General features: G+C 67.6%; 22 protein-coding genes. 12 read left to right on the top strand and 10 right to left on the bottom strand.

The genetic code is table 11. The annotated features are described in order from the left end of the window. Positions 1 to 48: 48 nt before the first annotated feature. Positions 49 to 1524: a glucose-6-phosphate dehydrogenase gene (zwf, locus tag HW466_RS05065; protein ID WP_059501548.1), complete on the bottom strand. Its 1476-nt coding sequence runs from the start codon at positions 1522 to 1524 to the stop codon at positions 49 to 51. A gap of 200 nt (positions 1525 to 1724) precedes the next feature. On the opposite strand from zwf, the gene HW466_RS05060 reads away from it, so the two are divergent. Then, on the top strand, positions 1725 to 2303 hold the full coding sequence (locus tag HW466_RS05060) for a TetR/AcrR family transcriptional regulator (protein WP_059944696.1): 579 nt from the start codon (positions 1725 to 1727) through the stop codon (positions 2301 to 2303). Positions 2304 to 2491: 188 nt separating this feature from the next. Next, a complete protein-coding gene (locus HW466_RS05055; protein ID WP_151004702.1) occupies positions 2492 to 3367 on the top strand; it encodes an SDR family NAD(P)-dependent oxidoreductase in 876 nt (291 codons plus the stop codon). A gap of 142 nt (positions 3368 to 3509) precedes the next feature. Here the strand turns inward: HW466_RS05055 and HW466_RS05050 are convergent, their stop codons facing one another. The 3 genes from HW466_RS05050 to acuR all read right to left on the bottom strand — a co-directional run bounded on the left by HW466_RS05050 (position 3510) and on the right by acuR (position 5842). Further along, positions 3510 to 4088, bottom strand: a complete 579-nt coding sequence (locus HW466_RS05050; RefSeq protein WP_151004704.1) for a peroxidase-related enzyme — start codon at positions 4086 to 4088, stop codon at positions 3510 to 3512. Between the two features lie 85 nt (positions 4089 to 4173). Further along, positions 4174 to 5157, bottom strand: a complete 984-nt coding sequence (gene acuI / locus HW466_RS05045; protein ID WP_151004706.1) for an acrylyl-CoA reductase (NADPH) — start codon at positions 5155 to 5157, stop codon at positions 4174 to 4176. 46 nt (positions 5158 to 5203) lie between these two features. Then, complete coding sequence (gene acuR, locus HW466_RS05040) at positions 5204 to 5842, bottom strand: acrylate utilization transcriptional regulator AcuR (RefSeq protein ID WP_151004708.1); 639 nt, start codon at positions 5840 to 5842, stop codon at positions 5204 to 5206. 229 nt (positions 5843 to 6071) lie between these two features. On the opposite strand from acuR, the gene HW466_RS05035 reads away from it, so the two are divergent. Both HW466_RS05035 and HW466_RS05030 read left to right on the top strand, forming a co-directional pair. Then, a complete protein-coding gene (locus HW466_RS05035; protein WP_059501560.1) occupies positions 6072 to 7262 on the top strand; it encodes a M20 aminoacylase family protein in 1191 nt (396 codons plus the stop codon). A gap of 51 nt (positions 7263 to 7313) precedes the next feature. Continuing rightward, positions 7314 to 8645 carry an MFS transporter gene (locus HW466_RS05030; RefSeq protein ID WP_059977485.1) on the top strand — a complete coding sequence of 444 codons (1332 nt, stop codon included), beginning with the start codon at positions 7314 to 7316 and terminating at the stop codon, positions 8643 to 8645. Between the two features lie 34 nt (positions 8646 to 8679). On the opposite strand, the gene HW466_RS05025 is transcribed toward HW466_RS05030, so the two are convergent. Then, complete coding sequence (locus HW466_RS05025) at positions 8680 to 9600, bottom strand: LysR family transcriptional regulator (protein ID WP_151004710.1); 921 nt, start codon at positions 9598 to 9600, stop codon at positions 8680 to 8682. A 199-nt stretch (positions 9601 to 9799) separates the two neighbouring features. Here HW466_RS05025 and HW466_RS05020 point away from each other — a divergent pair, with 199 nt between their 5' ends. Beyond that, complete coding sequence (locus HW466_RS05020) at positions 9800 to 10537, top strand: transporter substrate-binding domain-containing protein (protein WP_230939746.1); 738 nt, start codon at positions 9800 to 9802, stop codon at positions 10535 to 10537. A gap of 45 nt (positions 10538 to 10582) precedes the next feature. Then, the gene (locus HW466_RS05015; protein ID WP_059501569.1) at positions 10583 to 11698 is read left to right on the top strand and encodes a succinylglutamate desuccinylase/aspartoacylase family protein; all 1116 of its coding nucleotides are present in this window, start codon (positions 10583 to 10585) and stop codon (positions 11696 to 11698) included. A gap of 97 nt (positions 11699 to 11795) precedes the next feature. On the opposite strand, the gene HW466_RS05010 is transcribed toward HW466_RS05015, so the two are convergent. Then, entirely contained in the window at positions 11796 to 12584 is a 789-nt protein-coding gene (locus tag HW466_RS05010) for an IclR family transcriptional regulator (protein ID WP_059449010.1), read from the bottom strand. Between the two features lie 227 nt (positions 12585 to 12811). On the opposite strand from HW466_RS05010, the gene pcaF reads away from it, so the two are divergent. Beyond that, a complete protein-coding gene (gene pcaF / locus HW466_RS05005) occupies positions 12812 to 14014 on the top strand; it encodes a 3-oxoadipyl-CoA thiolase (RefSeq protein ID WP_059944701.1) in 1203 nt (400 codons plus the stop codon). A gap of 96 nt (positions 14015 to 14110) precedes the next feature. On the opposite strand, the gene HW466_RS05000 is transcribed toward pcaF, so the two are convergent. Next, positions 14111 to 14590, bottom strand: coding sequence for a 2-thiouracil desulfurase family protein (locus HW466_RS05000; RefSeq protein ID WP_151006940.1), 480 nt, complete (start codon positions 14588 to 14590; stop codon positions 14111 to 14113). Between the two features lie 505 nt (positions 14591 to 15095). Here HW466_RS05000 and HW466_RS04995 point away from each other — a divergent pair. Further along, positions 15096 to 16640 (top strand): methyl-accepting chemotaxis protein, encoded by a 1545-nt coding sequence (locus HW466_RS04995; protein WP_059794656.1) that lies wholly within the window; start codon positions 15096 to 15098, stop codon positions 16638 to 16640. Positions 16641 to 17041: 401 nt separating this feature from the next. Beyond that, the gene (locus HW466_RS04990; RefSeq protein WP_059501579.1) at positions 17042 to 18586 is read left to right on the top strand and encodes a methyl-accepting chemotaxis protein; all 1545 of its coding nucleotides are present in this window, start codon (positions 17042 to 17044) and stop codon (positions 18584 to 18586) included. A 117-nt stretch (positions 18587 to 18703) separates the two neighbouring features. Here HW466_RS04990 and gabD read toward each other — a convergent pair whose 3' ends face one another. Beyond that, on the bottom strand, positions 18704 to 20173 hold the full coding sequence (gene gabD, locus HW466_RS04985; RefSeq protein WP_059794655.1) for an NADP-dependent succinate-semialdehyde dehydrogenase: 1470 nt from the start codon (positions 20171 to 20173) through the stop codon (positions 18704 to 18706). Between the two features lie 99 nt (positions 20174 to 20272). Next, positions 20273 to 21562 (bottom strand): 4-aminobutyrate--2-oxoglutarate transaminase, encoded by a 1290-nt coding sequence (locus HW466_RS04980; RefSeq protein WP_170296736.1) that lies wholly within the window; start codon positions 21560 to 21562, stop codon positions 20273 to 20275. Between the two features lie 120 nt (positions 21563 to 21682). Between HW466_RS04980 and pdxR the strand changes: the two genes are divergently transcribed. Continuing rightward, positions 21683 to 23191 (top strand): MocR-like pyridoxine biosynthesis transcription factor PdxR, encoded by a 1509-nt coding sequence (gene pdxR / locus HW466_RS04975; protein WP_059810224.1) that lies wholly within the window; start codon positions 21683 to 21685, stop codon positions 23189 to 23191. A 97-nt stretch (positions 23192 to 23288) separates the two neighbouring features. Here the strand turns inward: pdxR and HW466_RS04970 are convergent, their stop codons facing one another. After that, positions 23289 to 24125, bottom strand: coding sequence for a DMT family transporter (locus HW466_RS04970; RefSeq protein ID WP_151003086.1), 837 nt, complete (start codon positions 24123 to 24125; stop codon positions 23289 to 23291). Between the two features lie 110 nt (positions 24126 to 24235). Between HW466_RS04970 and selD the strand changes: the two genes are divergently transcribed. After that, entirely contained in the window at positions 24236 to 25300 is a 1065-nt protein-coding gene (gene selD / locus HW466_RS04965; protein ID WP_081085027.1) for a selenide, water dikinase SelD, read from the top strand. 79 nt (positions 25301 to 25379) lie between these two features. Beyond that, on the top strand, positions 25380 to 25970 hold the full coding sequence (locus HW466_RS04960) for a LysE family translocator (protein WP_060023859.1): 591 nt from the start codon (positions 25380 to 25382) through the stop codon (positions 25968 to 25970). Positions 25971 to 26128 lie beyond the last annotated feature (158 nt).

Raw genomic sequence — 26128 nt, 5'->3', positions numbered from 1 at the left:
CGACGTGCCGCACGGCGCCCGCGCCGCGGGCACGCCGTCGTGCAGTGCTTATGCTTCCTCGGACCACGACATGTTGTCGCGCGCCAGCAGCGCCGACGATGCCGCCGGCCCGAACGTGCCCGCGGTGTAGAGACGCGGGCGATCGCCGAGCTGCTGCCAGCCGTCGAGGATCGGTTCGACCCACGACCACGCCGCCTCGAGCTCGTCGCGGCGCATGAAGTGCGTGAGCCGCCCGCGGATCACGTCGATTAGCAGCCGCTCGTACGCCTCCGCGCGCCGCTCCGGAATCGCCTGCTGCAGGTCGAGGTTCAGGCTCACGGGCACCATCTTCATGCCGCTGCCCGGCTCCTTCGCGAGCATCTGCAGCTGGATCGACTCCTCCGGCTGGAGCTGGATCACGAGGCGGTTGCTGTAGTGGCGCGGGCCGCTCGGGATGATCGAGAACGGCATGTCGGCGAACTCGATCACGATTTCCGACTGGCGGCGTTGCAGCCGCTTGCCGGTGCGCAGGAAGAACGGCACGTTCGCCCAGCGCCAGTTGTTGATGTACGCGCGCAGGGCGACGAAGGTTTCCGCGTGGCTGTCCGCCGGCACGTTGTCTTCCTCGAGATAGCCCTTGACCGGCTGGCCGTCGACCGCGCCGGCCGTGTATTGCCCGCGCACCGTGTCGCGCGCGACGTCCGACAGCGCCATCGGCCGCAGCGAGCGCAGCACCTTCAGCTTCTCGTCGCGCACCGCGTCCGGGTCGAGCGACACGGGCGGCTCCATCGCGACGATGCACAGCAGTTGCAGCAGGTGGTTCTGCACCATGTCGCGCAGCGCGCCGGTATGGTCGTAGAAGCCCGCGCGGCTGCCCACGCCGACCGTCTCCGCCACCGTGATCTGCACGCTGCGGATGCTCGGCGCCTGCCACAGCGGCCCGAAGATCGGATTGCCGAAGCGCAGCACCATCAGGTTCTGCACGGTTTCCTTGCCGAGGTAATGGTCGATCCGGTAGATCTGCGATTCCGCGAAATGCTTGCCGACCGCATCGTTGATCGCCTGCGCCGACGCGAGATCGTGGCCGAGCGGCTTTTCGAGGACGACGCGCGAGCGCGCATCGACGAGGTGCGCGGCCGACAGGTTGTCGCAAATCGTCGTGAACAGTTCCGGCGACGTCGACAGGTAGAACACGCGGATCGCCTCGCCGCGCGCCGCTTCGGCGAGCCGCGCGTAGTCTTCCGGCGTGTTCACGTCGATCAGCACGTACTTGAACAGGTCGAGGAAACGGCCCCACGCGTCGGCGTCGAACGCCTTGTCGTCGATGAACGGGCGCGATTGCTCGTCCATGAACTTGCGATAGCCGTCGATGCCCCAGTCGCGCCGGCCCACCGCGATGATGCGCGTGTCCGGCGGCAGGTTGCAGTGCAGGTGCGCCATGTACAGCGCGGGCAACAGCTTGCGGGCGGCCAAGTCGCCGCCGCCGCCGAAGATGATCATGTCGACGGGCTGGTCGGCTTCGGTCTGGTTGGGCTTATTCGTCATGAGTGGATCGCGGTCTAGCGGTGTGAGCGTGGAACGAACGGCGAAGCGCCGGGCGCCGGTGCATTGGCGCGCCAGTACGTGAAAACGCTAATAGTGCACGCTTTTGATCGATCGTGTATGGGTTCGCACGTTGTAACAGCGCTTGCAGCGCATGCATGTCGAGATTATGATTGAGCGCTCACTCATTAAAGGAAGCGAACGTGGCCCGACCGCGCAGTCCCGACAAGCACGATGCCATCCTCGCCGCCGCCGCCCGCGCGCTCGCGGAGGACGGCGCGAGCGCGACCACCGCGCGCATCGCGCGGCTCGCCGGCGTTGCGGAAGGCACGGTGTTCACCTATTTCGAGACGAAGGATGCGCTGCTCAATGCGCTGTACCTGAGCCTGAAGGCCGGGATGCGCGAGGCGATGATGACCGGGTTTCCGGAGCACGCGCCGGCCGAACAGGCGATGCGGCATGCATGGAACGGCTACGTGTCGTGGGGCGTCGCGAATCCCGACGGGCGCCGCGCGCTGCGGCAACTCGGCGTGAGCGGACGCATCGACGACGCGCATCGCGCGGCCGGGGCCGAAGGATTCGGCGCGATCAGCTCGCTGCTGCGCGCGCAGGTTGCCGCAAAGGGCGAGCTGAAGGCCGACGACGCGCATGCGTTCTCGGCAGCGCTGTTTACGTCGATCGCGGAGACGGCGATGGAGTCGATCGCGCGCGATCCCGCGCTGGCCGATGCGTACCGGGAAGCGGGATTTCGCGCGCTGTGGGCGGTGTTGCACGCGGTATGAGTTGATGGCCTGCCGGGCGGGCCGAACGGTAGGTGGGTGATCGCGGAACGTTCCATTCCGGCACATCCGCCGCGGCCGCAGGCGGTTTCAGGCAGGGCGAGGCACGACGAAATCAATCGTGTCAGCGCTCATATTAATGAGTGAGTAATCATTCATTTTATGGTTTCAACCTTGTCGAGGAGTGGAAAATGTCGAAAGTCTGGCTGGTAACAGGGGCCGCGCGCGGCCTGGGGCTCGCGATCGCGGAAGCGGTGCTGGCGGCGGGCGATCGTCTGGTGGCCGGTGCACGCGATCCCGCGCGGCTCGCAGATCTGGAAGCACGATACGGCGACCGGCTGCTGCCGGTGGAACTCGACGTGACCGATGCGGCGGCAGCCGCGCATGCGGTGGCGGCTGCCCGCGATGCGTTCGGCCGCATCGACGTGCTGGTGAACAACGCGGGCTACGGCCATACGGCGCCGTTCGAGCAGATGGACGCAGATGCCTTTCGCGACCAGATCGAAACGAACCTGTTCGGCGTGGTCAACCTGACGCGCGCGGTGCTGCCGACGATGCGGGCGCAGCGCGCGGGCCACATCTTCCAGGTGTCGTCGGTCGGCGGGCGCACGGCGACGCCCGGCCTGTCCGCGTATCAGGCCGCGAAGTGGGCGGTCGGCGGATTCAGCGACGTGCTGTCGAAGGAAGTCGCGCCGTTCGGCGTACGCGTCTGCACGCTGGAGCCGGGCGGGATGCGCACCGAATGGGCAGCGCAGGCGAAGCGCGACGTGGACGGCCTGCTGCCCGACTATCAGCCGTCGGTCGGGAAGATGCTCGAATTGCTCGGCGCGTACGGCGGCCACGAGGTCGGCGATCCGGCGCGGATCGCGGCGCTGATCGTCGAGTTGTCGCGTCGCGACGACGTGCCGATGCGCCTGCTGCTCGGCGGCGATGCGCTGCTCGTGTGCGAGCAGGCGGAAGCGCAGCGTGCGGACGAGGCGGCGCGGTGGCGCGACACGACGCTGTCGACGATGTTCTCGGACGCGAAGCTGCCGGACGGGCTGCAGGCGTTGAAGAAGGTCGGGTAAGCCGCGAGCCGGGGCTTCGTTGGTTGGCTCGTGCGGCTCAACGGCCGCCGATGCGAACGCCGATGCCGAAGTCCGGCGATCGAGGAAAGACCAGGCGCATGCACGCCCGGTCGCCGACAACGGTCGCCATCGCCTGCGGCCTTCAACGCCCCAGCGCGTAGAACTCCGCGTTGGGGCGCATGTTCGTCACGTTCGCGATGCGATTCGACATCCCGAAGAACGCCGCGATCGCCGCGATGTCCCACGCGTCTTCGTCGGTGAAGCCGTGCGATTTCAGCATGTCGAAGTCCGCTTCGCCTACCAGATGCGCGGTCTGCGACACCTTCATCGCGAAGTCGAGCATCGCCTTCTGCCGAGCGGTGATGTCGGCCTTGCGATAGTTGGTCGCGACCTGGTCGGCGATCAGCGGATCCTTCGCGCGAATGCGCAGGATCGCGCCGTGCGCGATCACGCAATACTGGCACTGGTTCACGCTGCTGGTGGCCACGACGATCATTTCGCGTTCGGCCTTGGTGAGGTTGCCCGGCTTGTCCATCAGCGCGTCGTGGTATGCCATGAACGCGCGGAACTCGTCCGGGCGATGCGCGAGCGTGAGGAATACGTTCGGGATGAAGCCCGATTTTTCCTGGACGGCCACGATCCTCTCGCGAATGTCGTCGGACAGGTCGTCGAGTGCCGGTACGGGGAAGCGGCTGACCGGCGTGGTGTCTGCTGCGTTCATGAGGTTTCCTGATTGAAATGGCGCGGGTGGTCTCGGCGCACGAGGCACCGGCCTGGATCGAATCGATGGATTGCCGTTGCCGGCGTCATGCGTTGACGTCCACGATGATGCGGCCGCGCACCTTGCCGCCGATCAGTTCGTCGGCGAGCGGAATGGCGTCGGCCAGGCCGACCTGGTGGCCGATGGCGCCCAGTTTCTCGACATCGAGATCGGATGCGAGCCTGCGCCACGCCTCCAGGCGCTCGGCGCGCGGGCACATCACGCTGTCGATGCCGACGAGCGTCACGCCGCGCAGGATGAAGGGCGCGACGGTAGCCGGGAAATCCATGCCGGCCGCCAGGCCGCAGGCCGTCACGACACCGCGATAGCGCGTGGTCGCACACACGTTCGCGAGCACGTGGCTGCCGGCCACGTCGACCGCGCCCGCCCATCGTTCCTTGCCGAGCGGCTTGCCCGGTGCGCTGAACTGCGACCGGCCGAGGATCTCCGCGGCGCCGAGTTGCCGCAGGTAATCGGCGTCGGCCGGGCGGCCGGTCACGGCGACGACGCGATACCCGAGCCGCGCGAGGATTGCGGTGGCGACGCTGCCGACGCCGCCTGCCGCGCCGGTGACGACGATCTCGCCGTCGTCCGGGCGCACGCCGTGCCGCTCCAGCGCGATCACGCACAGCATCGCGGTGTAGCCGGCCGTGCCGATGGCCATCGCCTGTTGCGGCGAAAACGCGGACGGCAGCGGCACCAGCCAGTCGCCGTCGACGCGCGCCTTCTGCGCCAGCCCGCCCCAGTGCATTTCGCCGACGCCCCAGCCGTTGAGCACGACGCGGTCGCCCGCGCGGTAATCCGGATGCGTGCTGTGCTCGACCTCGCCGACGAGGTCGATCCCCGGCACCATCGGAAACTTGCGAACGACTGGGCTCTTGCCGGTGATCGCGAGCCCGTCCTTGTAGTTCAACGTCGAATAGCCGACCCGGATCGTCACGTTGCCGGCCGGCAACTGCGCGTCGTCCAGCGTCTGCAGCCGCGCGTGCTGGCCGGTTTCGTCCTTGTCGATCACGATGCCCTGGAACATCCGTCCTCCTTTCCAGACCAGATCGTCTGGGTAATGGCAAAAAAACTCAGCGGCGGGGCAGTCCATTGAAGAAAAACTGCGCGAATAGCGCGAGCGGCGCGTCGCTGCGTTCGAGCTTCGCGCGCAGCACGGCGCCTTCCCAGCCGATCCAGAAGAACGCGGCCAGCGCCGCGGGATCGGCCGAGTCCGCCAGCTCGCCTGCCTGCCGCGCCGCGGCCAGGCAGTCGGCCAGACGGCGCTGCCAGTCCTCGAACGTCGCACGCAGGCGCGCGCGAAAACTTTCGGGCAGCGCGCCCATTTCCTGGCCGAGATTGCCGATCAGGCAGCCTCGGCCGTATTCGTAGCGCGCCATGGCGCCGCGTGCGTCGTCGATGAACGCGCGCACGCACGCGAGCGGAGAACGTTCCGTCTGGCTGAAATGGCGGTCGAGCTTGCGCGCGAAGAACTCGGCGTAGCGATCGATCAGTTCGAGGCCGAACGCCTCCTTGCTGTCGAAGTAGTGATAGAACGAGCCCTTCGGCACACCGGCCCGCCCGAGGATCTCGTCGAGCCCGGTGGCGGAGAAGCCTTTTTCGGTGAGCACTTCCAGCCCGGTGCGCAACAGCATGTCGCGCGTCGCGACGAGCGCTTCGTGCTGCTTCGGCGGCCTGCCGCGACGGCGAGGCGGATTGGTTCGAACGTCCATGCGCGAATAATAGACCGTTCGTCTCGAAAATCAACCAGCCATCTATTGAATGCGGCGATCGCGGCTCGTCCGGCCTCCGCTGCCCGTATAAACCCTGATTAACAAACCTTATCGCGGTGAAAAATTCCGCATCTTATTGAACCGATATCGGCTCGCTATAGTGGCTCGCTTTCCCGCACGCAACCGTTCGCGTGCGGCTGACACGCTGACGATCAGCAGGAGCCGCTTGATGACCACCGACGTCCGATTCACCGAAATCGAGGATCTGATGCCCGCCGCCGGCGGGCTGCGCGAGATTCGCCATCACATTCACCATCACCCGGAGCTCGCATACGAGGAGCACGACACGGCCGCGCTCGTCGCCGACAAGCTCGAACAATGGGGATGGCAGGTGACGCGCGGGGTCGGCAAGACGGGCGTCGTCGGCACGCTGCGGGTCGGCGACGGCACGCGCAGCATCGGCATCCGCGCGGACATGGACGCGCTGCCGATCGTCGAGGCGACGGGCCTTCCGTACGCGAGCGGCACGCCCGGCAAGATGCACGCATGCGGCCACGACGGCCACACGACGATGCTGCTCGGCGCCGCGCAACACCTCGCGAAGACGCGCAACTTCTCCGGCACCGTGCATCTGTATTTCCAGCCGGCGGAGGAGCACGGCGTTGACAGCGGCGCGAAGAAGATGATCGACGACGGCCTGTTCGAGCGCTTTCCGTGCGACGCGGTGTTCGGCATGCACAACCATCCGGGCGCGGCGCCGGGCGTGTTCCTCACGCGGCGCGGGCCGTTCATGTCGGCCGGCGACAAGGCGATCATCTCGATCGAGGGCGTCGGCGGCCATGCGGCGCGGCCGCACCTGACGGTCGACCCGGTGGTCGTCGCGGCGAGCATCGTGATGGCGCTGCAGACGATCGTCGCGCGCAACGTCGATCCGTCGCAGCCGGCGGTCGTCACGGTCGGATCGATGCATGCGGGCACCGCGAACAACGTGATCCCGAACGGCGCGCGCCTCGAACTCAGCGTGCGTTCGTTCAGCCCCGACGTGCGCGCGCTGCTCAAGCGCCGCATCGTCGAGCTCGCCGAGTCGCAGGCGGCGAGTTACGGCGCGACCGCGCACGTCGAGTACATCGAAGGCTATCCGGTCGTCGTCAATACGGATGCCGAAACGGATTTCGCCGCGCAGGTCGCGCGCGAGCTGGTCGGCGACGCGCATGTGGTCGAGCAGGCCGATCTGCTGATGGGCAGCGAGGATTTCGCGTTCATGCTGCAGCAGCGGCCGGGCTCGTTCGTGCGCCTCGGCAATGGCGAAGGCGAGGACGGCTGCATGGTGCACAACCCGAAGTACGACTTCAACGATCGCAATCTGCCGATCGGCGCGGCGTTCTGGACGCGTCTCGTGGAGCGTTACCTCGGACAGTAACCCTGGCGGCGCGCGGCCGGCGCTTCCGGCGCATTGAGAGGAGAGACGAAGATGCAGAAAGACCATCTCGCGCTGCACCCCGCGTCGACGGGAGCCGCCGAAACCGGGACGCGCGGCGCGCCGGCCGTCACGAAGCGCGGCGCGATCGCCGCGGCCGTGATCGGCAACTGGCTGGAGTTCTTCGATTTCACCGTCTACGGCTTCTTCGCGGTGTTGATCGGCAAGCTGTTCTTCCCGTCGAGCGATCCGACCACGTCGCTGTTGCTGTCGGTCGCGACGTTCGCCGCCGGCTTCTTCACGCGGCCGCTCGGCAGCGTCGTGCTCGGCGTCTATGCGGACCGCAAGGGCCGCAAGGCCGCGCTGAACCTGACGATCATGCTGATGGCGCTCGGCACCGGGTTGATCGCGATCGCGCCGACCTACGCGCAGGTCGGCGTGGCCGCGCCGCTGCTGGTCGTCTGCGCGCGGCTGATGCAGGGCTTCTCGCAGGGCGGCGAATTCGGTGCGGCGACCTCCACGCTGATCGAGCAGGGCGGCACGTCGCACCGCGCGTTCCGCGCGAGCTGGCAGCTCGCGACGCAGGGCGGTGCGGCGCTGATGGGCTCGGGCTTCGCGGCGCTGCTGTCGAACACGCTGACGAAGGACGCGCTCGAGGGCTGGGGCTGGCGCCTGCCGTTTTTCGTGGGCGTGCTGATCGCGCCGGTCGGCATGTATCTGCGCCGCCGGCTCGCCGACGATGCGCCCGGCGACAGCCATCACGGGATCGAGCGCGGCGTGCTGCGCGAGCTGTTCTCGCAGCACGCGCGCACCGTGCTGCTGCTGATGCTGACGGTGATGGGCGGCACGGTGTCGACCTACATCCTGACCTTCTACATGCCGACCTATGCGATCCATACGCTCGGGTTGCCGATGAAGCTGTCGATGTTCGTCGGCGTCGCGTCGGGTTGCGTGATGCTCGTGACGTGTCCGCTGTTCGGATGGCTGTCGGACCGCGTCGGCAGCCGGCGCATGCCGATCTTCGTCGGGCGCGGCGTGCTCGTGCTGCTGCTGTTCCCGGCGTTCTGGCTGATGAACCATCATCCGACGCTGTCGGTGATCCTGCCGCTGACCGCGCTGATGCTGCTGTTCTATTCGCTCGGTTCGGCATCCGAAATGGCGCTGATGTGCGAATCGCTGCCGCGCCACGTGCGGGCGACCGGCATCTCGATCGCGTATGCGCTCGCGGTGACGATCTTCGGCGGCACCGCGCAGCTGGTCGCGACCTGGCTCGTGAAGACGACGGGCAGCAAGCTCGCGCCGGCCGGCTATGTGGCGGCGTGCGTGGTGCTGTCGCTGATCGCGGTGGCGATGCTGCGCGAGACGGCGCGCGAATCGATGGACTGACGTGCGCCGCCGTGGGCGGCGATCCGCGCCCGGATCACCGCCCGCGCACGGTCCTCAGGTACGACGCGAGCATCGTCGCCAGCTCCTGCGCGGCAGGCGTCAACGGCACGGCCGCGCGCTGCAGCAGGCAGACGTCCTGCGATTCCGCCTGCTCGCGCACGCGCACCTTCGCGAGCGCGCCCGCGAACGGGCCGTGTCGCGTGACGGCTTCGGATTCGAGCGCGAGGCAATCCGTCTGCGTGACGAGCTGCAGCGTTTCGAACATCCCTTCGACGGTCGCGATGATGGTCGGCGCGGGCTGACCGTGCGCGTCGAAATACGCGAGCAGCCGGTTGACGACCGGATCGGCGCTCAGGTTCGGCGAACGCGTCGACACCCAGGCGTAGTCGGCCAGCTCGGCAAGCGATTGCGCGTGCTGCCGCGGATGGCTGCTGCGGCACACGATCACCGGCGCCGATGCGTGCAGCGGCGTGACCGCGAGATCGGTCGTGTCGGTCTGCTTCGCGACCAGCGCGATCGCGAAATCCACCGCGTTCTCGCGCAGCCAGCCGATCATCATCCGCGACGTGCCGGTGCGCAGGTGCACGTCGACCTTCGGGAAGCGCGCACGGAATGAGGTCAGCACCGGCGCGAACGCGTCGATCAGCGGTTCGGTCACGAGGCCCAGCGTGACCGTGCCTTCGTAGGCGCCGCTCAACTGACGAATCTCGTGCTCGACCTGCTCGCATTCGCCGAGGATCGCGCCCGAGCGCGCGAGCAGCCGCTGGCCGACGGCCGTCGGCACGATCCCGCGATTGGTGCGCGTGAACAGCGTCGCGCCGAGCGTCGCTTCGAGGCTCTGCAATTGCTGCGTGACGCCGCTCTGCGCGAGATCCAGCGCGCGGGCTGCGGCGCGCAGGCTGCCGTGTTCGACGACGGCCTGGAAGATGCGGAGCTGGGACAGCGTAAACGCCATGGTCGAGCGCGAGGCCGGTGATCGGAAATACCGATCATGATAAGACAGCCGCGCATTCCGGCGGCGATGCGCGCGCACTACGATCGCAGGCAGTCCGGCCCATGCCGGTCGTTCCACTTCCTGCTATCCGTCGACCATGAAACGCGTGCCACGCCTCCAACGCTTTTGCCGCTTCCTCGTTCCGCTCGCTGTCGCGTGCATCGGTTTCGCGGCGCCCTGCGCGCACGCGCTCGATGCGCACGTGGTGCGCCTCGGCATCGATCCGACCTATCCGCCGATGGACGCGAAGGCGCCCGACGGCAGCCTGAAGGGCTTCGACGTCGATCTCGGCAACGAGATCTGCCGGCGCGCGCAGCTGCGCTGCCAGTGGGTCGAGCTCGAATTCTCCGGGATGATCCCCGCGCTGCAGGCGCGCAAGATCGACGCGATCCTGTCGTCGATGGCGATCACCGAGAAGCGTGAGAAGCAGATCCTGTTCTCGTCGAAACTGTTCCGCTTCAAGTCGCGGCTCGTCGCGCGGCCCGAGCGCGGGCTCGGCAGCACGCCCGCGTCGCTGGCCGGCAAGCGCGTCGGCGTGCAGTCGGGCACGCAGTTCGAATCGTGGGCGCTCGCGCACTGGGCGCCGGCCGGCGTCGGCGTGGTGCCGTACAAGAGCCAGGACGACGTGTTCGCCGATCTCGTCAACGGCCGGCTCGACGCCGCGCTGCTCGGCACGGTCGAAGCCGACTACGGATTCCTGCGCCAGCCGAAGGGCAAGGGTTTCGCGTTCGTCGGCGCACCGCTCGATCTCGGCGATCGCGGCGTCGGCATCGGGATGCGCCAGTCGGACACGGCGCTCAAGGCGGCGATCGACGGCGCGATCGCATCGATGCTGAAGGACGGCACGTACGAACGGATCGCAAAGCAGTACTTCGATTTCAACCCGTACGGCGACTGAGCCGCACGCTCCGTTTCCGTCGCACTCCTTCATTCGGGACCCTCGATGCAGATTCGCACCACGCCGCTCCTGTCGCCGTCGATCGGCACGCAGCGCACGCTGACGAGCTTTCATTTCGGGCCGGCCGACGCCGGCCGCAAGATCTATCTGCAGGCCGCGCTGCACGCGGACGAGACGCCCGCGATGCTGGCCGCCGTCGCGCTCAAGCAGCGACTCGCGCGGCTCGAAGCGGACGGCCGGCTCGCGGCCGAGGTCGTGCTGGTGCCGGTCGCGAACCCGGTCGGTCTGAACCATCATCTGCTCGGCCAATTCATCGGGCGGTTCGATCTCGCGAGCGGGCGCAATTTTAATCGCGGCTTCCTGCCGCTCGCCGACATCGCCGCGCGGGCGCGCGGGCGGCTCGGCGCGGATCCGGAACGCAACCGCGCGATCGTGCGCGAATGCGTCGGCGCGGCGCTCGACGAGATCGCGCCGCGCACCGAATTCGACGCGTTGCAGCTTGCGTTGCTGAAGCTGTCGCACGACGCCGACATCGTGATCGACCTGCATTGCTCGCTCGAAGCGGTGATGCACGTGTACACGAGCGACACGGCATGGCCGCAGGTCGAGCCGCTCGCGCGCTATCTCGGCGCGCAGGTGTCGCTGCTCGCCGAGGATTCGGGCGGCCACGCGTTCGACGATGCGCATCACCTGATGTGGACGCAGTTGCGGCAGCATCTGCCGGAACGCACGCCGATGGCGGCGGGCACGGTGGCCGTGACGGTCGAATGCCGCGGCCAGCGCGACGTGACGCATGAATACGCGGCGCGTGACGCCGACGCGCTCGTCGCCTATCTGGTGTGGTGCGGTGCGGTGCGCGGCGAGCGCACGCCGCTGCCGCCGCTTGCCGCGCCGGCCACGCCGCTTGCGGGCAGCGAGCAGTTCTACGCGCCGGTGAGCGGGATTCTCGTGCACCGCGCGGCGGTCGGCGCGACGATTCGTGCCGGCGATCCGTTGTTCGACATCGTCGATCCGCTGACCGACGCGATCACGACGGTGTCGAGCGGCACCGACGGCGTGTTCTACATGCGCCGCGCGATCCGCTTCGTGACGGCAGGCGCGCCGCTCGGCCGCGTGACGGGGACGGTGCCGGTGCGCAAGGGGATGTTGCTCGGCGCATGAGCGGCGGGCACGGTGGCGGGGCGGCGCCGTGCAGTTTCGTTTTCATTGGCCCGATGAGGCTTTGCCGCGTCGCGAAATCGGGCGGCGCGGTGTGCTCTCACCCGCGCCGCGCCACCAGCTCCGACACCGTCTGCGCGGCTTGCTGCAGCGGCCCGAGAAACTCCTTCACCATCTGCTTCGCGGTGTGCCGTTGTGCGTTGCCGCTGATGTTCATCGCGGCGATCACCTGCCCGCGCCGGTTGCGGATCGGCGCCGAGATCGACATCAAGCCGACTTCGAGTTCCTGGTCGACCACGGCCCAGCCTTGCTGGCGCACCTGGGCGATCGTCGCCTTCAGCTCGCCGATGTCGGTGATCGTGCGCGGCGTATGCGCGCGGATGCCGCTCTGCGCGAGCGTCTCGTCGAGCGTCGCGTCGTCGAGCGCGGAAAGCAGCACACGGCCCATCGACGTGCAGTACGCGGGCAGGCGGCTGCCGATCGACAGGTTGATCGTCATGATCTTGTGGGTGGGCACGCGCAGCACGTAGACGATCTCGGTGCGATCGAGCACGGCGGCCGAGCAGCTTTCGTGGATCTGCGCGGACAACTGCTCCATCACCGGATCGGCGAGATTCCAGAACGGCATCGAGGTGAGATACGCGAAACCGAGCTCGAGGATCTTCGGCGTGAGCCGGAACAGCCGGCCGTCGGCCTCGACGTAGCCGAGCGTCTGCAGCGTCAGCAGGATCCGGCGCGCGCCGGCGCGCGTGAGCCCGGTGGCGGAGGCGACTTCGGTGAGCGTCTGCTCCGGGCGCTCGGCATCGAATGCGCGGATCACCGCGAGGCCGCGCGCGAACGACTGCACATAGGAGTCGCCCGGTTTCGTCTGGATGTCTTCGGTTGTCATGAACGGTCGGATTGTCGTGCAGCCGAGAAGATAGCGCATGGGGCCTGACACGCCAACCGCACCGCCGACCGGGCGCTTGACAGGTCGTCCCCGCACTCCCTATGATGCGTTGAACGTTCGATACACGATCTTATGTTCGTATATAGAACATTTAAGCGCATCCCGGCGGGCAATGCAAGGGGCGCGTTCCAACTTCTTCCCAGCCTTGCATGAGACCGGAGACACTGATGACCGAAGCTTTTCTGTGTGATGCGATTCGTACCCCGATCGGCCGTTACGGCGGCGCGTTGTCCGGCGTGCGCGCCGACGACCTCGGCGCGGTGCCGCTCAAGGCGCTTGTCGAGCGCAACCGCGACGTCGACTGGACGGCGATCGACGACGTGATCTACGGCTGCGCGAACCAGGCAGGCGAGGACAACCGCAACGTCGCGCGCATGTCCGCGCTGCTCGCGGGGCTGCCGGAAGGCGTGCCGGGTTCGACGATCAACCGCCTGTGCGGTTCCGGGATGGATGCGGTCGGCGTGGCCGCGCGCGCGATCAAGTCGGGCGAGGCCGCGCTGATGGTGGCCGGCGGCGTCGAAAGCATGACGCGCGCGCCGTTCGTGATGGGCAAGGCCGCCAGCGCGTTCGCGCGCCAGGCCGACATCTACGACACGACGATCGGCTGGCGTTTCGTCAATCCGCTGATGAAGCAGCTGCACGGCGTCGATTCGATGCCCGAGACGGCCGAGAACGTCGCGGTCGACTACAACGTCAGCCGCGCCGACCAGGATCTGTTCGCGCTGCGCAGCCAGCAGAAGGCCGCGCGTGCACAGCAGGACGGCACGCTCGCGGAGGAAATCGTGCCCGTCACGATTCCGCAGAAGAAGGGCGATCCGGTCGTCTTTTCGCGTGACGAGCATCCGCGCGAAACGTCGCTCGAAGCGCTCGCGAAGCTGAAGGGCGTCGTGCGCCCGGACGGCTCGGTGACGGCCGGCAACGCGTCGGGCGTCAACGATGGCGCCGCCGCGCTGCTGCTCGCGAACGAAGCCGCCGCGAAGCGCTTCGGCCTGACGCCGCGTGCGCGCGTGCTGGGCATCGCGACGGCCGGTGTCGCGCCGCGCGTGATGGGCATCGGCCCGGCGCCGGCCACGCAGAAGCTGCTCGCGCGGCTCGGGATGACGATCGACCAGTTCGACGTGATCGAGCTGAACGAAGCGTTTGCATCGCAGGGCCTCGCGGTGCTGCGCATGCTGGGCGTTGCCGACGACGATCCTCGCGTGAACCCGAACGGCGGCGCGATCGCGCTCGGCCATCCGCTCGGCGCGTCGGGCGCGCGGCTCGTGACGACCGCGATGTATCAGCTGCATCGCACCAACGGCCGCTTCGCGCTGTGCACGATGTGCATCGGCGTCGGCCAGGGTATCGCGATCGCGATCGAGCGCGTCTGATCGCGTCATCCGGGGAGCGGCGACGTTCACGCCGCTTCAGCGGGTTCCTCTTCCAGAAGATGTGGCCGGCACGCGATCGTCGTGCCGGCCACATCGTCATTCGGCTTGCGACGGTTGTGCGAGGCGCGCGACGAGCGCGTCGATCTCGCTGTCCGCGAACACCTCGATTCCATGCTCGCGCAGCAACGCCGCCGTCACGCCGGCCCCGGCATGCCGCCGGCCCGCAAAACGCCCGTCGTAAATGAAACTGCTTCCGCACGACGGACTCCCGTCCGCCAGGATCGCGTAGCGGCAGTCGTGCGCGCGGGCCAGCGCGAGCGCGGTGCGCGCGCCGTCGACGAACGGCGCCGTCACGTCGGTGCCGTGCACGTCGACGATGCGCGCGGCACCCGCCAGCACGCGTTGCCCAGACTCCCCGTCCGCGATTTCGGCGGGCGGACGCGGCACGCTCAATCCTCCTGCCAGCTCCGGACATACGGGCACCAGGCGCCCTTCGCGCTGCCAGCGCGCGAGCGCTTCATGCGCGGCCGTCTTCGCCGAGCCGTTGTAACGGACGGGGTGACCGAGCACGCACATGCTGACGAGGATCTTCGGCGAGGGCGGCGGCTGCGACGCGTTCTGCAATGTCGTTCTCCGTGCAGGCGATATTGAGCAAGCTGAAATTCTACGCGCGGGTCGCGCTCGCGGATGATCTCGCGCCGAGCGATATGTCCGCTGCCGTATTCGGGCACGGCAAATTCCATTGATCGCCGGATTTTCTCGTCGAATTCAAATGCCGGTTGAATGACGTCGATCAGGTTGAATCGCTTTGCCGTGTGCAATGGTTGTCCGAACCGATACATTGCCCGACGCAATCGCGCAGAGCATCAGGCTGCAGGCCGCGATTATTGCGGGATTACTTGATCGAAATCATGTCGATGGAGGAATTCGATATTTCATGCGCTTTCCGGACTAAGGATTTCCCGGCGATTGCCGACAGAAGGAACGAGACCGTCGTAAAGCGATAAACCGTTTTTCGGCTACTGAGCGTGATTTTCGCGCCGCGCGGATCCCGCACCGGATCCGCCTTTCGGAGCCTTGCATGCGCAACAACCAGCCTGTCACCCAACAAGAATTCGAATTTCCCGACGACGTCACGCTGATGTCGACCACCGATGCCGACAGCATCATCACGTATGCGAACACGACGTTCGCATACGTGAGCGGCTTCTCGAACGACGAACTCGTCGGCCAGCCGCACAACGTCGTGCGGCATCCGGACATGCCGAAGGAGGCGTTCGCCGACATGTGGGCGACGCTGAAGAACGGCGAACCGTGGACCGCGCTCGTGAAGAATCGCCGCAGGAACGGCGACCATTACTGGGTGCGTGCGAACGCCGTGCCGGTGATGCGCGCGGGCGTGCCGCACGGCTACCTGTCGGTGCGCACGAAGGCACCGAGCGACGAGATCGCGGCAGCCGATGCGCTGTATCGCGCGTTCCGCGAAGGCAAGGCCGGCCAGCGCCGTTTTCACAAGGGATTGATCGTTCGGACCGGGCTGTTGCGGATCGTGTCGCTGCCGCAGACGATGTCGGTGCGCGCACGCGTGCATTCGGCGCTGTGCGTGCTGGCGCCGGCGGTGGTCGGCGCGGGCTGGGCATGCGGGCTGGCCGGCGGCGGGCTCGCCGCGTTTGCCGCCGCGACAGCCGGCGTGTCGGTGGCCGCGGGGCTGTGGCTCGACGCGCAGATCGTGCGTCCGCTGAAACGGCTGCACGATCAGGCGCTGAACGTCGCGACCGGCGAAAGCCGTCGCGGCGTGCGGATGAACCGCGTCGACGAGATCGGCATGACGCTGCGCACGATCAACCAGCTTGGACTGATGTTCCGCTGGCTCGTCGACGACGTCAGCGAGCAGGTGCACAACGTGCAGCGCGCGAGCAACGAGATCGCGCAGGGCAACAACGACCTGAGCGCGCGCACCGAACAGGCGGCGTCGAGCGTGCAGGAAACCGCCGCGTCGATGGCAGAGATGACGGCCACCGTCGACAGCAATGCCGAGACCGCGTTGCAGGCGAACCGGCTCGCCGTGTCCGCGAGCGAAGCAGCCGAGCGCGGCGGGCAGGCGGTGAGCGAGGTCGTCACGACGATGAACGACATCACGGCGAGTTCGCGCAAGATCTCCGACATCATCGGCGTGATCGACGGCATCGCGTTCCAGACCAACATCCTCGCGCTGAACGCGGCCGTCGAGGCGGCGCGCGCGGGCGAACAGGGGCGCGGCTTCGCGGTGGTCGCGGGCGAGGTGCGGGCGCTCGCGCAGCGCAGCGCGAACGCGGCGAAGGAAATCAAGACGCTGATCGGCGCGAGCGTCGAGCGGGTCGAGTCGGGCGCGCAGCGGGTCGACGATGCGGGCAGGATGATGGAGGACATCGTCACGCAGGTGAAGCGCGTGTCGGACCTGATCGCGGAAATCAGCTCGTCGACGGCCGAACAGAGCACGGGCGTCGCGCAGGTCGACCAGGCGGTCGTGCATCTGGACAACATCACGCAGCAGAACGCGGCGCTGGTCGAGCAGAGCGCGGCGGCATCGGAAAGCCTCAAGCAGCAGGCGACGCGATTGGTCGATGCGGTGAACGTGTTTCGCTAATCGGCGGCGGCGCGCACTTGCGCGTTTCGTCGCGGCGAGCCGCCTGCATCATCTGCATCTTCGCTTTCCGATTTGATTCGAATGTATGAAACGAGAGAGATTCTCATTTCAGGATCGGCATTTATTCGCTAATCCGGCAGATGAAATACTCCGATTAATCAGACAATTGACCGGCAAGTGCTTGATAAGACGGGGTTTTTGATTCACGTATAAACAAAGTTTTCGGCTGAATCAAGATGATGCGAAATTAATGCATATTTACCCGCAGCCGGCATAATGTTTTCGCCAGATTTGCCGAAAGCGCAGGAGTGTGATCGAACGCATGTGGGCCGACCGCGATGCGTACGGTCTCGATCCAATCCACAAGCGGACACAAGATTCGCAACCGGGAACTCCATACCATGCGCAATAACCAGCCTGTCACGCAACGCGAATTCGAATTCCCCGATGACGCGACGCTGATGTCGACCACTGACGCCGAGAGCTACATCAAATACGCGAATGCCGCGTTCATTCAGGTCAGCGGATTTTCCCCCGAAGAAATCGAAGGTCAGCCGCACAACGTCGTGCGGCACCCGGACATGCCGAAGGAGGCGTTCGCCGACATGTGGGCGACGCTGAAGAACGGCGAACCGTGGACCGCGCTCGTGAAGAATCGGCGCAAGAACGGCGATCATTACTGGGTCCGTTCGAATACGGTGCCGGTGATGCGCAACGGGCAGCCGACCGGCTACATGTCGGTGCGCACGAAGGCATCGCGCGACGAGATCGCGGCTGCCGACGCGCTGTATCGCGCGTTTCGCGAAGGCAAGGCCGGCAATCGCCGGTTCCACAAGGGATTGATCGTCCGCACCGGGCTGATGAGCGTCGCGTCGCTGTTCCAGACGATGTCGGTGCGCGCGCGGCTGCATTCGACACTGTGCGTGCTGGCCCCGGCGGTGGTCGGCGCGGGCTGGGCATGCGGGCTGGCCGGCGGCGGGCTCGCGGCGTTTGCCGCCGCGACGGCCGGCGTGTCGGTGGCCGCGGGGCTGTGGCTCGATGCGCAGATCGCGCGGCCGCTGATGCAGTTGCGCGACCAGGCATTGCGCGTCGCGACGGGCGAAAGCCGCACCGGCGTGGCGATGAACCGCGTCGACGAGATCGGCATGACGCTGCGTACGATCAACCAGCTCGGGCTGATGTTCCGCTGGCTCGTCGACGACGTCAGCGAGCAGGTGCACAACGTGCAGCGCGCGAGCAACGAGATCGCGCAGGGCAACAACGACTTGAGCGCGCGCACCGAACAGGCGTCGACCAGCGTGCAGCAGACGGCCGCGTCGATGGCGCAGATGACGGCCACCGTATCGAGCAATGCGGAGACGGCGCTGCAGGCGAACCAGTTGTCGGTTTCCGCGAGCGAGGCAGCCGAGCGCGGCGGGCAGGCGGTGAGCGAGGTCGTCACGACGATGAACGACATCACGGCGAGTTCGCGCAAGATCTCCGACATCATCGGCGTGATCGACGGCATCGCGTTCCAGACCAACATCCTCGCGCTGAACGCGGCCGTCGAAGCCGCACGGGCCGGTGACCAGGGGCGCGGCTTCGCGGTGGTCGCGGGCGAGGTGCGGGCGCTCGCGCAGCGTAGCGCGAACGCGGCGAAGGAAATCAAGACGCTGATCGGCGCGAGCGTCGAGCGCGTCGAGTCGGGTGCGCGGATCGTCGACGGCGCGGGCAAGACGATGGAGGAGATCGTCACGCAGGTGAAGCGCGTGTCGGACCTGATCGCCGAAATCAGCTCGTCGACGGCCGAACAGAGCACGGGCGTCGCGCAGGTCGACCAGGCGGTCGTGCATCTGGACAACATCACGCAGCAGAACGCGGCGCTGGTCGAACAGAGCGCGGCGGCGTCGGAAAGCCTCAAGCAGCAGGCGACGCGATTGGTCGATGCGGTGAACGTGTTTCGTTGAACACGCGGCAAGCAAGGCGACGCGGGCCCGGCGGAGAGGGGCACCGGCCCGCGTCGGGACCGCCCGGTTCCGGCCGGGCGGTCAGGGCCTGCCACGCAAGCGACAGGCCCCGAACCGTCAGACGGCGAGACAGAGGTACTTGATCACGACGTAATCGTCGATGCCGTAGTGCGAGCCTTCGCGGCCGAGGCCCGACTGCTTGACGCCGCCGAACGGCGCGACTTCGTTCGAGATCAGGCCCGTGTTGATGCCGACCATCCCGTATTCGAGCGCCTCGGCGACCTTCCACACGCGGCCGATGTCGCGGCTGTAGAAATACGCGGCGAGGCCGAATTCGGTGTCGTTCGCGAGGCGGATCACCTCGTCGTCGCTGCTGAACTTGAACAACGGCGCGAGCGGCCCGAACGTCTCTTCCTTCGCGACCTTCATCGCCGGCGTGACGCCCGTCAGCACGGTCGGCTCGAAGAAGCCATGGCCGAGCGCGTGGCGCTTGCCGCCCGTGACGACGGTCGCGCCCTTCGCGAGCGCGTCCTCGATGTGCGCCTCGACCTTCAGCACGGCCGCTTCGTTGATCAGCGGGCCTTGCGTGACGCCCGGCTCCGTGCCGCGGCCGACCTTCAGCTGGCCGACCGCCGCCGCAAGCTTCTGCGCGAACTGGTCGTACACGGCTTCATGCACGTAGAAGCGGTTCGTGCACACGCACGTCTGGCCGCTGTTGCGGTACTTCGACGCGATCGCGCCCTGCACGGCCGCATCGAGATCGGCATCGTCGAACACGATGAACGGTGCGTTGCCGCCGAGCTCCAGCGACACCTTCTTGACCGTCGCCGCGCATTGCGACATCAGCAGGCGGCCGACCGGCGTCGAGCCGGTAAACGACAGCTTGCGCACGATCGGGTTCGACGTCAGTTCGCCGCCGATCGCCTTCGGGTCGCCCGTGACGACGCTGAACACGCCGGCCGGCACGCCCGCGCGTTCGGCCAGCACGGCCATTGCCAGTGCCGAGAACGGCGTCGCTTCGGCCGGCTTCACGACGATCGGGCAGCCCGCCGCGAGCGCCGGGCCGACCTTGCGGGTGATCATCGCCGCCGGGAAGTTCCACGGCGTGATCGCCGCGCACACGCCGATCGCTTCCTTCGTCACGACGATGCGCTTGTCGCTCGCCGGCGTCGGGATCGTGTCGCCGTACACGCGCTTGCCTTCCTCCGCGAACCATTCGAGGAACGACGCCGCGTAGCCGATCTCGCCCTTCGCTTCGGCCAGCGACTTGCCCTGCTCGGTGGTCAGGATCAGCGCGAGGTCGTCGGCGTTTTCCATCATCAGGTCGTGCCACTTGCGCAGGATCGCCGCGCGTTCCTTCGCGGTCTTCTTGCGCCACGCCGGCCATGCGGCGTTCGCTGCCTCGATCGCATGACGCGTCTCGGCCGCGCCCATCGCCGGCACGGTGCCGAGCAGGCCGCCGGTAGCCGGGTTGCGGACCTCGAACGATTCGCCGTTCGCCGCGCCTTGCCATTCGCCGTTGACGTACGCCTGCTGGCGGAACAGCGACGGGTCTTTCAGTGCCAGGGTTTCCTGAACAGTGCTCATATGCATCGCCTGCTTTGAAAAGGACGGATAAGGACGGATGAAAATGGCCGCCGCCGTCTTCACGACGGCGGCGGCACATTCGGTTGAAGCGGACGGAACTCAGGCCGGCACGCCGACCGTTTCCTTCAACACTTCCTCGAGGATCACGAGCGCCTCGTCGAACACGGCCTGCGGGATCGTCAGCGGGAACAGGAAGCGCACGACGTTCGAGTACACACCGCACACGAGCAGCAGCAGCCCGCGCTCGAGCGCGCGCGCCTGCACGCGCTTCGTGAATTCCGCGTCCGGCTCGCCCGAACCCGGCTTCAGGAACTCGACCGCGATCATCGCGCCCGGGCCGCGCACGTCGGCGATCTGCGGCACGTCGGCCTGCAGCGAATTCAGCTTCGCCTTCAGCACGTCGCCGAGTTGCGCCGCGCGTTCGCACAGCTTCTCTTCGTCGATGATCTCGAGCACCGCGTGCGCCGATGCGACGGCCAGCGGGTTGCCCGCGTACGTGCCGCCGAGGCCGCCGGGCGCTGCCGCGTCCATCACGTCGGCACGGCCGACGACGCCCGACAGCGGCATGCCGCCCGCGAGGCTCTTGGCCATCGTGATCAGGTCGGCCAGCACGTCGTAGTGCTGCATCGCGAACAGCTTGCCGGTACGCGCAAAGCCCGTCTGCACTTCGTCGGCGATCAGCAGGATGCCGTGCTCGTTACAGATCTTGCGCAGCGCGCGCACGAATTCGGCCGGCGCCGGGTTGAAGCCGCCTTCGCCCTGGACCGGTTCGAAGATGATCGCCGCGACGCGCTTCGGATCGATGTCGGCCTTGAACAGCATTTCGATGGCCTTGATCGAGTCGGCCGTCGTCACGCCGTGCAGCGCGTTCGGGTACGGGGCGTGGAACACGTCGCCCGGGAACGGGCCGAAGTTCAGCTTGTACGGGGCGACCTTGCCGGTCAGCGCCATGCCCATCATCGTGCGGCCGTGGAAGCCGCCCGAGAACGCGATGACGCCCGGACGGCCGGTGGCCGCGCGCGCGATCTTGATCGCGTTTTCGACGGCTTCCGCGCCGGTCGTGAAGAATGCCGTCTTCTTCGGGAAGTCGCCCGGCGCACGTTCGTTGATCTTTTCGGCCAGCTCGACGTACGACGCATACGGGACGATCTGGTAAGCCGTGTGCGTGAAGGCGTTCAGCTGATCCGCGATCGCCTTGACGATCTTCGGGTGGCGGTGGCCCGTGTTCAGCACCGCGATGCCGGCGGCGAAATCGATGAAGCGGCGGCCTTCGACATCCCACAGCTCCGCGTTCTCGGCGCGGGCGGCGTAGAAATCGCACATCACGCCGACGCCGCGCGGGGTGGCGGCGTTCTTGCGGGCCTGCAGGTCGGCATTCTTCACGGTCATCTCCTTGATGTTTTGTCCGGTGGGATAAAAATCGGCCGCGTTGGCAGCCCATGGAGGCGACTATAATCACATTTGGCTCTGGCAATCAGAGCCATTTCAATAAATATTCAGGAGCCAATCATGCGTGCAAGCGTGTTGTCGGACTGGCTGGCGCAGCGCCTCGTGCGCGGCGGCGAACAGCCGATCTACCGGCAGCTGCACCGCCTGCTGCAGCAGGCGATCCTGTCGCGCGAACTGCCGGCCGGCACGCGCGTGCCGTCGTCGCGGCTGCTCGCGGCCGAACTCGGGATCGCCCGCAACACGGTCACGCAGGTTTACGAACAGCTTGCGCTCGAAGGTTACGTGAACTCGGCGACGGGGCGCGGCACGTTCGTCGCCGACAGCGCGCCGGACGAGATCGTCGGCGCGCCGGCCGACGCCGGCGCCGGGCCGGCGGTGGTGCCTTCTTCCGCGCGGCGGCTTTCGTCGCGCGGCACGCGGCTCGTCGAGGGCGCGGGCGTGTCGAAGCGCCAGGGCGGCGCGTTCATGCCGGGCGTGCCCGATGTGTCGCGCTTTCCGGCGCGCGTGTGGACGCGGCTGCACAACAAGTACTGGCGGCGTCTGCGCCCGGACCTGCTGACCTACGCGCCGGGCGGCGGGCTCGCATTGCTGCGCGAGGCGCTGGCCGACTATCTGCGCACGTCGCGCTCGGTGCGCTGCACGCCCGAGCAGATCGTCATCACGACGGGGATCCACCAGTCGATCGACCTCGCGGTGCGGCTGCTGACCGATCCGGGCGACGCGATCTGGACCGAGGATCCGTGCTACTGGGGCGTGCGCAGCGTGCTGAACGTGTCGGGGCTGACCACGCGGCCGATTCCGGTCGACGAAGAAGGGATCGCGCCGTCGGCCGCCGATCTCGCCGAGCCGCCGAAGCTGATGCTCGTCACGCCGTCGCACCAGTATCCGCTCGGGATGGTGATGAGCCTCGCGCGGCGCCGGATGCTGCTCGAATACGCACGCCAGCACGGCTGCTGGATCATCGAGGACGACTACGACAGCGAATTCCGCTACGGCAGCCGGCCGCTCGCGTCGCTGCAGGGGCTCGATACGGCCGGGCAGGTGATCTACGTCGGCAGCTTCGGCAAGACGCTGTTCCCGGGGCTGCGGGTCGGCTATCTCGTCGCGCCGGAGCCGCTCGCGGAGAGCTTCGCGACCGCGAGCGCCGAGCTGTATCGCGAAGGTCAGCTGCTGCAGCAGGCGGTTCTGGCCGAGTTCATCGCGGAAGGGCACTTCGTGTCGCATATCCGCAAGATGCGCACGCTGTACGGGCAGCGTCGCGAGGTGCTGCTCGATGCGGTCGCACGCCGCTACGGCGACACGCTGCAGGCGCTTGGCAGCGACGCGGGGCTGCATCTCGTCACGCGGCTGCCGGACGGTGTCGACGATCGTGCGGTCGCGCAGGCCGCGCTCGAACGCAACATCGTCGTGCGGCCGTTGTCCGGTTATTACGCGCAGCGCGAACGCGCGGCATCGGGCTTGCTGCTCGGTTATGCGTGCGTGCCCGAGGACGAGATCGCGACGGCGTTCGCGACGCTGGCCGAGGCGATCGACGAGCGGGCGTTCGACCCGGTGATCGCGACGGTCTGAACGGAGCGGGACGGAGGCATGCGCGCGCTGCGGGCTGCGCGCGTCGGTCGTGGACCGGACGATCGCCTGCGCGGTGCGAGCCAATCGTTGGTGTGCGCTACAGCCGAATCAGCGCCGCGCCCGCCACCACCAGCACACACGCGGCGAGCCGCTGCGCGCCGGGCCGTTCGCGCATCACGAACCAGCCGATCGCGACCGCGAAGATCGAGCTCGTCTCGCGCAGCGCCGACACCGTCGCGACCGGCAGATGCCGGTACGCGAGGATCACGATCCCGTAGGCGGCAAGCGAGATCGTGCCGGCGATCGCGCCTTGCACGAGCGCGGTGCGTGACGCGCGCATCGCGCGCGGGCCGCCGCGCAGCATGCAGACGAGCACGAGCTGCGGCACGCTCCACAGCAGGTACACCCACGCGATGTAGCCGAGCGCGCTGCCGGACACGCGCGAGCCGATCCCGTCGCAGATCGAATATGCGGCGATGAACACGCCCGTGAGCAGCGCGTACGGCACGCCTTCGCCGGAGAAGCGAAAGCCGCGCCGCAGTGCGAGCGACATGATCCCGAACGACACGAGCGCGATGCCGGCGAAGCCGAACGGCGTCGGCCGCTCGTGCAGCAGCGCGAGCGCCAGCACCGACACGAGCAGCGGGGAGATCCCGCGCGCGATCGGATAGATCTGGCCGAATTCGCCGTTGCGGTACGCGCGTGCCAGCGTGAAGCAGTACGCGACCTCGAGCACCGCCGACGCCGCGACATATGGCCACGCAGCGGGCGCCGGCGTGGGCAGCAGCACCGCGCCCGCGATGCCGAACGCGAGATACGGCAGCGACATCGTGCCGAGCTGGACGAGCCGGTCTTCGCTGACGTGGAGGAAGGCATTCCAGATCGCGTGCAGCAACGCGGAGCACAGCACGAGGCCGATGAACAGGTGATCCATGACGAAGGGAGGGAGAGGGGAAGCGGCAAGCGCCGTCAATTATGTGGGTATCCGGCGCGCGCGCGCGGAATTGTCGATAATGGAGCGTTGTTATTCACCGGATGCCGACGATGACCGAAGCCACCCTCACCCCGCCCGCCGTTCCGCGCCTCACGAGCCTGTCGCACGGGGGCGGCTGCGGCTGCAAGATCGCGCCGGGCGTGCTGTCCGAGCTGCTGAAGCGGGCGACGCCGCCCGCACTGTTCCCGGACCTGCTGGTCGGCACCGAGACCTCCGACGACGCGGCCGTCTATCGCCTGAACGACGAGCAGGCGATCGTTGCGACCACCGACTTCTTCATGCCGATCGTCGACGATCCGTTCGACTTCGGCCGCATCGCGGCAACGAATGCGCTGTCCGACGTTTACGCGATGGGCGGCAAGCCGATTCTCGCGCTCGCGCTGGTCGGGATGCCGATCAACGTGCTGCCGCACGAGACGATCGCGGCCGTGCTGCGCGGCGGCGAATCGGTGTGCGCGGATGCCGGCATTCCGGTCGCGGGCGGCCATTCGATCGATTCGGTCGAGCCGATCTACGGGCTCGCGGCGATCGGCGTCGTGCATCCGTCGCGCGTGAAGCGCAACGCAGCCGCGCGCGCGGGCGACGTGCTCGTGCTCGGCAAGCCGCTCGGCGTCGGCGTGCTGTCGGCCGCACTGAAGAAGAACCAGCTCGACGACGCGGGCTATGCGCAGATGGTTGCGACGACCACCAAGCTGAACCGGCCGGGCGCCGAGCTTGCCGCGCTGCCGGGCGTGCATGCGTTGACCGACGTCACGGGCTTCGGGCTGCTCGGCCACACGCTCGAACTGGCGCGCGGCGCGAATCTCACCGCGCGCGTGCGTTACGCGTCGCTGCCGTGGCTGGCGGGCGTCGAGGCGTTCGTCGCCGACGGCGTGTTCACCGGCGCATCAGGCCGCAACTGGGCCGCGTATGGCGCCGACGTGCGGCTCGCCGACGGGCTGCCGCCGGTCGCGCAGGCGCTGCTGACCGATCCGCAGACATCCGGCGGCCTGCTGGTCGCATGCGCGCCGGACGCAGTCGACGACGTGCTCGCCTGCTTCCGCGCCGACGGTTTCGACCGTGCCGCCGTGATCGGCGAGATGGTGGACGGGCCCGCGCGGGTCGACGTCGCCTGACGCGGTTGCCTCGCTGCCGGCGACGGATATTTTTTCAGTCGCTAGAATCGATGCCTTCTTCTGAAGGCGTCGATGACCGATGAAGGATTTCCTGTTCGGGTTGATGATCGCGCTGTCGGTCGGGCCGGTTGCGCTGATGATCGCAAATTACGGGATGCGCGCCGGCGCCGCGAGCGGCGTGCGCGCGGCGGTCGGCGTCGCGACGGCCGACGGCTGCTATGCGGTCGTCGCATTCACGATCGGCGCGATGCTCGCGAGCACGCTCGCGTCGCACCTGCCGTTGTTTCATCTCGTCGGCGCGCTCGTGCTGCTCGCGATGGGCGCACGGATGCTGTGGCAGGCGCTGCGGGATCGCCGCCGCACGCTCGGCGGCACGGCGCCGCCGCCGGGCCGCTACCCGTTCGTGTCGATGTTCTTCGTCACGCTTGCGAACCCGCTGACGATCCTGCTGTTTTACGGTTATGCGACGGCCTCGGCCGGCACGCATCGGCACTGGCTCGCGGGCGCCGCGTGCGTGTTCGCCGGCAGTCTCGCCGGGCAGCTCGTGTTCGCGTTCGGCGGAAGCGCGATCGGCCGCGTCGTGAAATCGCCGGGGCTGCTCGCCGCGAGCCATGTGGTGGCGGCGCTCGTCGTGCTCGGCTACGGCGTGGCGGGATTGGCGAAGTTGTAGCAGTTTGGCTCGCGGCACGGTTGCGTCGATGCGAGCCGGCGTGTCGTTCAATTCGATAGCATTCCTGATGTTGATGCGCGCGGTGAATGCCGATTGCATCGCGCCCGGATTCGAATGCCGGCGACATCGTCTCGCATTGCGCGAGCATCGCGCCTGCC

Source organism: Burkholderia territorii, from assembly GCF_902833055.1.
GTDB classification, from domain to species: Bacteria; Pseudomonadota; Gammaproteobacteria; order Burkholderiales; family Burkholderiaceae; genus Burkholderia; species Burkholderia territorii.
Note: the sequence above shows the minus strand (reverse complement) of the source record. Positions and strands in the feature narration are given on the sequence as shown.